Below are 8,296 nucleotides of genomic sequence, written 5' to 3' on the forward strand. Positions count from 1 at the left end.
CTTCGTTGGGGGACATTATTCACTGCGGGGCTTGATAGTTCTAATCACTCGTTGCTATCTTATCTATCGCCATGAGCTATCATGGCCAGGAGGGAAACAACAATGAATATTCGTGATTTAGAGTATCTGGTCGCCTTGGCCGAGCACCGCCACTTCCGGCGTGCTGCCGACTCATGCCATGTCAGTCAACCAACATTGAGTGGACAGATCCGCAAGCTGGAAGACGAGTTGGGCGTGATGCTGCTCGAGCGGACCAGCCGTAAGGTGCTTTTCACGCAGGCAGGCTTACTGCTGGTGGAGCAGGCGCGCACCGTGCTACGCGAAGTCAAAGTCTTGAAGGAAATGGCCAGCCAGCAGGGGGAGGCGATGTCCGGGCCGTTGCATATCGGCCTGATCCCTACCGTGGGGCCTTATCTGCTGCCGCAGATTATCCCGACGCTGCATAAATCCTTTCCCAAGCTGGAAATGTACCTGCACGAAGCACAAACCCATCAACTGTTGGCACAGCTGGACAGCGGCAAGTTGGACTGCGCTATTCTTGCCTTGGTGAAAGAAACCGAAGCCTTTATCGAAGTGCCTTTGTTCGATGAGCCGATGCAATTGGCAGTCTATTCCGACCATCCGTGGGCGCAGCGCGAACGCGTGGCGATGGCCGATTTGGCGGGTGAAAAACTGCTGATGCTGGAAGATGGCCACTGCTTACGCGATCAGGCGCTGGGCTTTTGCTTCCAGGCCGGTGCGGATGAGGATACCCACTTCCGCGCGACCAGTCTGGAAACGCTGCGTAATATGGTTGCCGCAGGCAGTGGGATAACGCTGTTGCCCGCCTTGGCAGTACCGCGTGAACGCGAGCGTGACGGCGTCTGCTATCTGGAGTGCTACAAACCGGAACCGAAGCGCACCATTGCTCTGGTGTATCGCCCCGGCTCCCCGCTGCGTAGCCGCTATGAGCAGTTGGCCGAGGCTATTCGCGAACACATGCAGAACTACCTGAAAGCGAACTTAAAACAGGCGGTTTAAGCCGTTTAGCGCTGCCACGCGGTAGGCTTCGGCCATGGTCGGATAGTTGAAGGTGGTATTGACGAAATACTCGATGGTATTACCTTCACCTTTCTGTTCCATGATCGCCTGACCGATGTGAATGATCTCTGCCGCACGCTCACCAAAGCAGTGGATCCCCAGGATCTGCAAGGTATCGCGGTGGAACAGGATCTTCAGGCTACCCACGTTCATGCCGGCAATCTGTGCCCGGGCCAGGTGTTTGAACTGGGCGCGGCCCACTTCGTAGGGCACTTTCATTGCCGTCAGTTCCTGCTCGGTTTTACCGACGGAGCTGATTTCTGGAATGGTATAAATGCCCGTTGGAATGTCTTCGATCAGATGCCCGCTGGCTTCCCCAGAAGAGATGGCCTGAGCGGCGATGCGTCCCTGGTCATAAGCGGCAGACGCCAGGCTCGGATAGCCGATCACGTCACCCACGGCATAAATGTGGGATACGGCGGTCTGATACATGCTGTTGACCTTCAGCAGGCCACGGCTGTCTGATTCCAGACCCACGTTCTCCAGGCCCAGCGCATCGGTGTTACCGGTACGGCCATTGGCGTACAGCAGGCAATCGGCCTTCACTTTCTTGCCGGATTTCAGATGCACAATCACGCCATCGTCGGTGCCTTCGATCTTCTCGAACTCTTCATTGTGGCGGATCACCACGCCGTTATTCCAGAAGTGATAAGACAGAGAATCTGACATCTCCTGATCGAGGAACGCCAGCAACCGATCGCGGGTGTTGATCAAGTCCACTTTGACGTTCAAGCCACGGAAGATAGAAGCATATTCGCAGCCAATCACCCCGGCGCCGTAGATAATCACGTGGCGTGGCTCGTGGTTCAGCTCCAGGATGGAGTCGCTGTCATAAATGCGCGAGTGGTTAAAATCAACGCCGTTCGGATGATAAGGGCGTGAACCACAGGCGATCACGATATGGTCGGCGCGGATGGTATCCTGTGTGCCATCCATATAGCTTACGCTGACGGTGTTGGCGTCGATAAACTTGGCGTTACCGGCGAACAGCTTGCACTGGTTACGCTCGTAGAACCCTTGGCGCATGCGTGTTTGCTGGTTAATCACGCTGTCGGCGTGGCGTAAAATGTCAGGGAAGGTGGCGCTAAGGGTGCGGGAGTTGTTGTAAAGCGGGTTCTGGTTGAATTCGATAATGCGGCTGACGGCGTGGCGGAGGGCTTTTGAGGGGATGGTTCCCCAGTGAGTACAGCCGCCGCCCACGTTATTGTACCGTTCGATCACGGCCACGCGGGCACCTTGTTTCACCAGACCCATGGCTGCGCCTTCACCACCAGGGCCGGAGCCGATGATAATGGCATCAAATTGATAGTGTTGTTGCATGTAGGAGAGACCTGTTCTTATACAAATTTACAACGGTATCTTAACATCATAGCGCTGCGTGCCCAATTACCATTAGCCTTTTTGTGGCAAAGCACAATCGGTGTGGCCTAGAACTGTGACAAAGCGCGTTTGTATAAATGCTGTTGCAATAAATTTGCTATATTGCCAGTTCTGCGGCGTTAGACTGAAGAAGGGAAGTCATCCGGATATGCAAATGGGCGTCAGAGCACAACAAAAAGAACGCACTCGTCGTTCCCTCATTGAGGCGGCTTTCAGCCAACTGAGTGCCGAGCGCAGTTTTGCCAGCCTGAGCCTGCGTGAAGTCTCACGAGAGGCGGGCATCGCGCCCACGTCTTTCTATCGCCATTTTCGCGATGTGGATGAGCTTGGGCTCACCATGGTTGACGAAAGCGGCCTGATGCTGCGCCAATTGATGCGCCAGGCACGCCAGCGTATTGCCAAAGGCGGCAGCGTGATCCGCACGTCGGTATCGACCTTTATGGAGTTTATCGGCAATAATCCCAACGCCTTTCGGCTGTTGCTGCGTGAACGTTCCGGCACCTCGGCTGCATTTCGTGCGGCGGTAGCACGGGAAATCCAACATTTTATCGCCGAACTGGCAGATTACCTTGAGCTGGAAAACCATATGCCGCGCAGTTTTACCGAGGCGCAGGCGGAAGCTATGGTGACGATTGTCTTCAGTGCCGGTGCGGAAGCGCTGGATATTGATATTGAACAACGGCGGCAGCTTGAAGAAAGGTTAGTGTTGCAACTGCGGATGATCTCCAAAGGAGCCTATTACTGGTATCGCCGCGAACAAGAAAAAGCATCTGTATCCCACGTATAACAAGGTGAAAGTCATGGAAAAACTAAGCCGTGAGAATGGTACTTTACTGCTGGCGTTGATTGCCGGCCTGTCCGTAAACGGTTCCTTTGCCGCGCTGTTCAGCTCGGTGGTGTCGTTTTCAGCCTTCCCGTTGATTGCTTTGGTGTTGGCGGTATATTGCCTGCATCAGCGTTACCTGAACCAGCCAATGCCGGATGGCATGCCAAAATTGGCGGCCGGCTGTTTCCTGTTGGGCATCCTGGGATATAGTGCGATCGTGCGTGCGGAATATCCGCAGATCGGCTCGAACTTCCTGCCCTCGATTGTCTGCGTGGTGCTGGTGTTCTGGATTGGTTTCCAATTGAGGAAACGCAATACCGCCACTGTTCAGCATTAAAAATGGTTTCATCGAGGAAAGGCACTCCGTGGAGTGCCTTTTTTGTTTTTACAGTGGTGCGGATATTCCGCAGCCCGCTCGCGATGTAGGGCGCAGCGCCCGTCTAGATCAGCGGCGTTCGAGTAATACGCCACATTCCATATGATGGGTGTATGGGAACTGATCGAATAGAGCCAGGCGAGTGATGTTGTGCGTGGCCTGCAGCGTATCCAGATTGGCGCATAGGGTCTCCGGGTTACAGGAGATGTAAAGGATGCGTGGATAGGTCTGCACCATCTTCACCGTTTCCTCATCCAGCCCGCTGCGCGGCGGATCCACGAAAATCGTCTCACAGTTATAGCTGCTCAGATCGATCCCTTTTAACCGGTTGAACTCGCGAGCGCCGTTCATTGCCTGGGTGAAATCTTCCGCCGCCATACGGATAATCTGCACGTTGTCGATATTATTGGCTGCGATGTTGTACTGCGCCGCCGCCACCGAAGGCTTGGCAATTTCAGTGGCTAACACCCGCTCGAAGTTGCGGGCCAGGGCCAGCGAGAAGTTGCCGTTACCGCAATACAGCTCCAGCAGATCCCCTTTTGAACCTTGGGTCACATCCAGCGCCCATTCCAGCATTTGCACGTTCATGGCTGCGTTGGGCTGGGTGAAGCTGTTTTCAACCTGGCGATAAATCATTTCGCGGCCAGCGACCGGCAGCACTTCGTCGACGTAATCCTGATCCAGCATGATTTTCATCTTCGAGGCGCGGCCAATCAGCTGCACATCGAAGCCGTCTGCGCGTAACGCGTCACGCAGTGCAGTGGCATCTTGCTGCCATTGTTCGTCCAGCTTGCGGTGATACAGCAGTGAGGCAATGATTTTACCGCTCTGTGTAGAAAGATAATCGATCTGGAACAGCTTGTGGCGCAGCACCGGATTGGGCTTGAGGGCTGCCATCAGGGCGCTCATCAGGCGGTTAATCAGCTCACTGGCCGCCGGGAAGCTATCGACACGGATACGCTGCTTGTTCTGCTGATCGAACATGATGTGGTACATATCGTCCTCATCATGCCAGATGCGGAATTCCGCACGCATCCGGTAGTGGCTGACTGGCGAGCGAAACACTTCCGGCTCGGGCGCCGTGAACGGTGACATCATGGTCTTCAGGCGGGCTGTTTTCTCCGCCAGTTGGTCGTCATAGCGTTCAATGGGCAAATTCTCGGGCGTCATGGTTTCTCTCGTCAGGCAAATTGGATCAGCGGGGGATTGTAGGGAATCAGCCCGTGAAGTCCAGTTTTGTTGTGGTGCTATTTTGCAACACTGTTGGCAATCTAGACATCCATTTTCATTGATTGTAGCATTGCCGTCCGGTCTCAAGCAGCGAGTGAAAAGGGAATCCAGTGCAAATCTGGAGCTGACGCGCAGCGGTATGGGGAAGTCACGGCGATAGCGTTAAATAACGCAGACACTGTCCACTGCAGGATGGGAAGTCATCGCCCGGTGCGGGTTGCCACAGGCAACCGGCAAATCCCAAGCCCGAAAACCTACCGGTGTACGTCGCAATATCCATAGCCGTCGCGAACTACCGGCCGTGGCCCTGCGGCATCCCCAATGAAGTTTGGATGCTTTTTATAATGACAATGATAAAAAATACACTGCTGGCGGTGGTCTCCTCCGTGACGGCATTTTCTGGATGGGCGCAAGATAACACCACGGCTAAAAGTAGCGATGATCTGGTGGTTACCGCCAATCGCTTCCCTCAACCGGTCTCTTCCGTATTGGCGCCTGCCGATGTGGTGACCCGCGAAGATATCGACCGTTGGCAGGCCAAAAGCCTCAATGATGTGATGCGTCGTTTGCCCGGTGTCGATATTTCACAGTACGGCGGTATGGGGCAGGGGTCATCTCTCTCGGTACGCGGCACGGAAGCTCGTCATGTATTGGTACTGATCGACGGCGTGCCAATGGCCCGTTTGGGGATCAGCAACGGCGTCGATTTTAACCAGGTTCCGTTGGCGCTGGTTCAGCGTGTGGAGTTTATCCGTGGGCCGCGTTCCGCCATTTACGGTTCTGGTGCTATCGGTGGGGTCATCAACATCATTACCCAGACGGATAAAGAGGGCGGTAAAGTCCAGGCGGGTATCGGTTCTAAAGGATACCAGCAGTACGATGGTGCCTTGCGCCAGCGTTTTGATAATACCGTTGCTACCGTTGCGGGCAGTTACCAGATGACCAATGGCTTCAATGTGCAGCCAGGCTCACCTTATTCGGTCGACAGCGATCGTGACGGTTTCCGTAATAAAAGCTTCTGGGGTGGGTTGGAGCAGCAGTTCAATCAGAATTTCTCAGGCTTCGTGCGGGGTTATGGTTATACCAATAACTCGGACTACGATGTCGGCAGTGTACCTTACAGCCCGAAGTACAGTAATGATGAAGACCGCCTGTATAGCCACACCTATGATATGGGGCTGCGTTTCCTGTCTGGAGCTTTCTCTTCTCAACTGACGGGCAGCTATCAGAAACAGAAGGATTACAACTACAGCAGCCAGAACGGCCGTTATGGCATCAGTACCACACTTGATGATATGGATCAGCGTAACCTGCAATGGGGCAACACCTATGCTTTCGAGCACGGCAGCGTCACTGCCGGGGCCGATTTCCAGCAACAGCGCCTGACCTCTTCCGACAATTCCTTTGCCGATACCTATAAAAGAGACAACACGGGACTGTACCTGAGCGGTCAACAGCAGTTTGGCAGCGTGACGCTGGAAGCCTCTGGGCGTGAAGACAAGGCAGGTGACTTTGGTTGGCACGGCACTTGGCAGACCGCGGCGGGTTGGGAGTTTGTTGATGGCTATCGAGCCACCTTGTCTTACGGTACGGGTTTCCTGACGCCATCGCTGGGCCAGCAATATGGCTCAAAACGCTTTGGCATTGATTCCAACAGCAACCTCAAGCCGGAAGAGTCCAAACAGTGGGAAATGGGGTTGGAAGGTTTGACCGGGCCGTTGGATTGGCGTCTGTCTGCTTACCATTACAAAATTCAGAACCTGATCAACTATGATTCTGACCCGGTGACCTATCAGGGCCAGTATTACAATGTGGATAGGGCAACGATTAAAGGCGTTGAATGGACGGGTAGCTTTGATACCTGGATGTTCACCCACAGGTTGACGCTGCAATATATCGATCCGCGTAATGACCAGACCGATGAGGTGTTGGCGCGCCGTTCGAAACGTCAGGCCAAATATCAGTTGGATTGGACGATGTTCAACCTGGACATGGATATCTCGTATCAATACTACGGCAAGCGCTACGACAATATCTCTTCTACTTATAACCCTGAGCAGCGCGTATTGCCGAGTTACAGCACGGTCGACGTGAGCGCCTCATATCCAATAACCTCTCAGCTGACAGTTCGTGGTAGAATTGCCAACCTGTTTGATAAAGATTATGAGACGGCTTATGGCTACGCTACCCCAGGAAGAGAGTACTACCTCACTGGCAGCTATACCTTCTAACGCCACTGCGGCTCCTCGCCCGACGGCGCTGGTTTTTGATTCCGGCGTCGGCGGGTTGTCAGTGTTTCAGGAGGTTCGGCAACTGCTGCCGGATCTCCACTATATCTATGCCTTCGATAACGTAGCATTCCCCTACGGCGAGAAATCCGAAGAGTTTATCGTTGAGCGCGTGCTGGAAATTGTCAGTGCGGTTCAGCAGCGCCATCCTCTGGCGATCGTCATCATCGCCTGTAATACCGCCAGTACCGTTTCCTTACCCGCACTGCGTGAACGTTTTGCTTTCCCGGTAGTGGGGGTGGTGCCTGCGATCAAGCCTGCTGCCAAACTGACCGCCAACGGTATCGTCGGTTTGCTGGCCACGCGCGGTACGGTTCAGCGTTCTTATACTCATGAACTGATCGAGCGTTTTGCGACAGATTGCAAAATTGAGCTGTTAGGCTCTTCTGAGCTGGTAGAACTGGCAGAAGCCAAACTGCATGGTGAACCTGTACCGCTGGCAACGCTGAAGAAAATCTTGCAGCCGTGGCTGAACATGCGCGAGCCTCCGGACACGGTAGTGTTGGGCTGTACTCACTTCCCTCTATTATCTGAAGAGTTGATGCAAGTCCTGCCTGAAGGAACGCGGTTGGTGGATTCCGGTGCGGCAATTGCCCGCAGAGCCGCATGGCTTATCTCTAATCAGGAAAATCTGGTCTCAACTCAGGAAGAAAATCTGGCGTATTGCATGGCACTGAATGAAGACACCGATGCTTTATTGCCCGTTTTGCAGGGTTATGGCTTTAAATCGTTGAAAAAACTGCCGCTTTAATGGAGTTTTGCTTAAACATTCGACGGTCAGCAAAAAAAGTGAATTTAGGGGTTGCGGCGTTCTGAGAACTCCCTATAATGCGCCTCCACTGACCGGGAACAACGACGAAGCAGTCGCCCAGCCAGGAAGAAGCAACCCGGTGAAAACACCGCGTCTCGTAAGAGAAAAAGGTTGACTCTTCAGCGGGAAAGCGTAATATGCACCTCCCGCGTTACCGAGAAACATTCCGGTAACGAACGCTCTTTAACAATTTATCAGACAATCTGTGTGGGCACTCACAAGACGATATCCAGCTACTTCGGTAGCAAAAAAATATCAAGTCTTGAAGAGTGACCAAGCAGTAATTCATGCGAATGAATTATTAC

The 8,296-nt window shown here is 53.6% G+C and carries 7 protein-coding genes and 1 riboswitch; of the genes, 5 read left to right on the top strand and 2 right to left on the bottom strand.

Translation table 11 applies throughout. The features are described 5' to 3' along the window. Positions 1–102: 102 nt before the first annotated feature. Positions 103–1,020 carry a DNA-binding transcriptional regulator OxyR gene (gene oxyR, locus JHD74_RS06745; protein ID WP_024527923.1) on the top strand — a complete coding sequence of 306 codons (918 nt, stop codon included), beginning with the start codon at positions 103–105 and terminating at the stop codon, positions 1,018–1,020. On the opposite strand, the gene sthA is transcribed toward oxyR, so the two are convergent. Next, on the bottom strand, positions 1,003–2,400 hold the full coding sequence (sthA, locus tag JHD74_RS06750) for a Si-specific NAD(P)(+) transhydrogenase (RefSeq protein WP_021807209.1): 1,398 nt from the start codon (positions 2,398–2,400) through the stop codon (positions 1,003–1,005). The genes oxyR and sthA overlap by 18 nt on opposite strands. 214 nt (positions 2,401–2,614) lie before the next feature. On the opposite strand from sthA, the gene fabR reads away from it, so the two are divergent. Continuing rightward, positions 2,615–3,247 carry an HTH-type transcriptional repressor FabR gene (gene fabR, locus JHD74_RS06755; protein WP_024482854.1) on the top strand — a complete coding sequence of 211 codons (633 nt, stop codon included), beginning with the start codon at positions 2,615–2,617 and terminating at the stop codon, positions 3,245–3,247. A 13-nt stretch (positions 3,248–3,260) separates the two neighbouring features. Next, a complete protein-coding gene (locus JHD74_RS06760; protein WP_024527924.1) occupies positions 3,261–3,623 on the top strand; it encodes a YijD family membrane protein in 363 nt (120 codons plus the stop codon). 108 nt (positions 3,624–3,731) lie between these two features. Here the strand turns inward: JHD74_RS06760 and trmA are convergent, their stop codons facing one another. Beyond that, the gene (trmA, locus tag JHD74_RS06765) at positions 3,732–4,832 is read right to left on the bottom strand and encodes a tRNA (uridine(54)-C5)-methyltransferase TrmA (RefSeq protein ID WP_199062179.1); all 1,101 of its coding nucleotides are present in this window, start codon (positions 4,830–4,832) and stop codon (positions 3,732–3,734) included. Positions 4,833–4,953: 121 nt separating this feature from the next. Beyond that, positions 4,954–5,169: riboswitch (cobalamin riboswitch) on the top strand. A 73-nt stretch (positions 5,170–5,242) separates the two neighbouring features. Between trmA and btuB the strand changes: the two genes are divergently transcribed. Together btuB and murI are read left to right on the top strand one after the other, a co-directional pair. Next, a complete protein-coding gene (btuB, locus tag JHD74_RS06770; protein ID WP_065683810.1) occupies positions 5,243–7,123 on the top strand; it encodes a TonB-dependent vitamin B12 receptor BtuB in 1,881 nt (626 codons plus the stop codon). After that, a complete protein-coding gene (gene murI / locus JHD74_RS06775) occupies positions 7,068–7,931 on the top strand; it encodes a glutamate racemase (protein WP_024527927.1) in 864 nt (287 codons plus the stop codon). The genes btuB and murI overlap by 56 nt, the downstream gene beginning before the upstream one ends. Positions 7,932–8,296 lie beyond the last annotated feature (365 nt).

Source organism: Serratia sp. ASV30, from assembly GCF_016428815.1.
Lineage (GTDB): Bacteria > Pseudomonadota > Gammaproteobacteria > Enterobacterales > Enterobacteriaceae > Chania > Chania fonticola_C.

What these genes read in the sequence shown, in the direction of transcription:
- JHD74_RS06760 (WP_024527924.1), top strand. Translation starts at nt 3,261, where the DNA reads ATGGAAAAACTAAGCCGTGAGAATGGTACTTTACTGCTGGCGTTGATT.
- btuB (WP_065683810.1), top strand. Translation starts at nt 5,243, where the DNA reads ATGATAAAAAATACACTGCTGGCGGTGGTCTCCTCCGTGACGGCATTT.
- oxyR (WP_024527923.1), top strand. Translation starts at nt 103, where the DNA reads ATGAATATTCGTGATTTAGAGTATCTGGTCGCCTTGGCCGAGCACCGC.
- trmA (WP_199062179.1), bottom strand. Translation starts at nt 4,832, where the DNA reads ATGACGCCCGAGAATTTGCCCATTGAACGCTATGACGACCAACTGGCG.
- sthA (WP_021807209.1), bottom strand. Translation starts at nt 2,400, where the DNA reads ATGCAACAACACTATCAATTTGATGCCATTATCATCGGCTCCGGCCCT.
- fabR (WP_024482854.1), top strand. Translation starts at nt 2,615, where the DNA reads ATGGGCGTCAGAGCACAACAAAAAGAACGCACTCGTCGTTCCCTCATT.
- murI (WP_024527927.1), top strand. Translation starts at nt 7,068, where the DNA reads ATGGCTACGCTACCCCAGGAAGAGAGTACTACCTCACTGGCAGCTATA.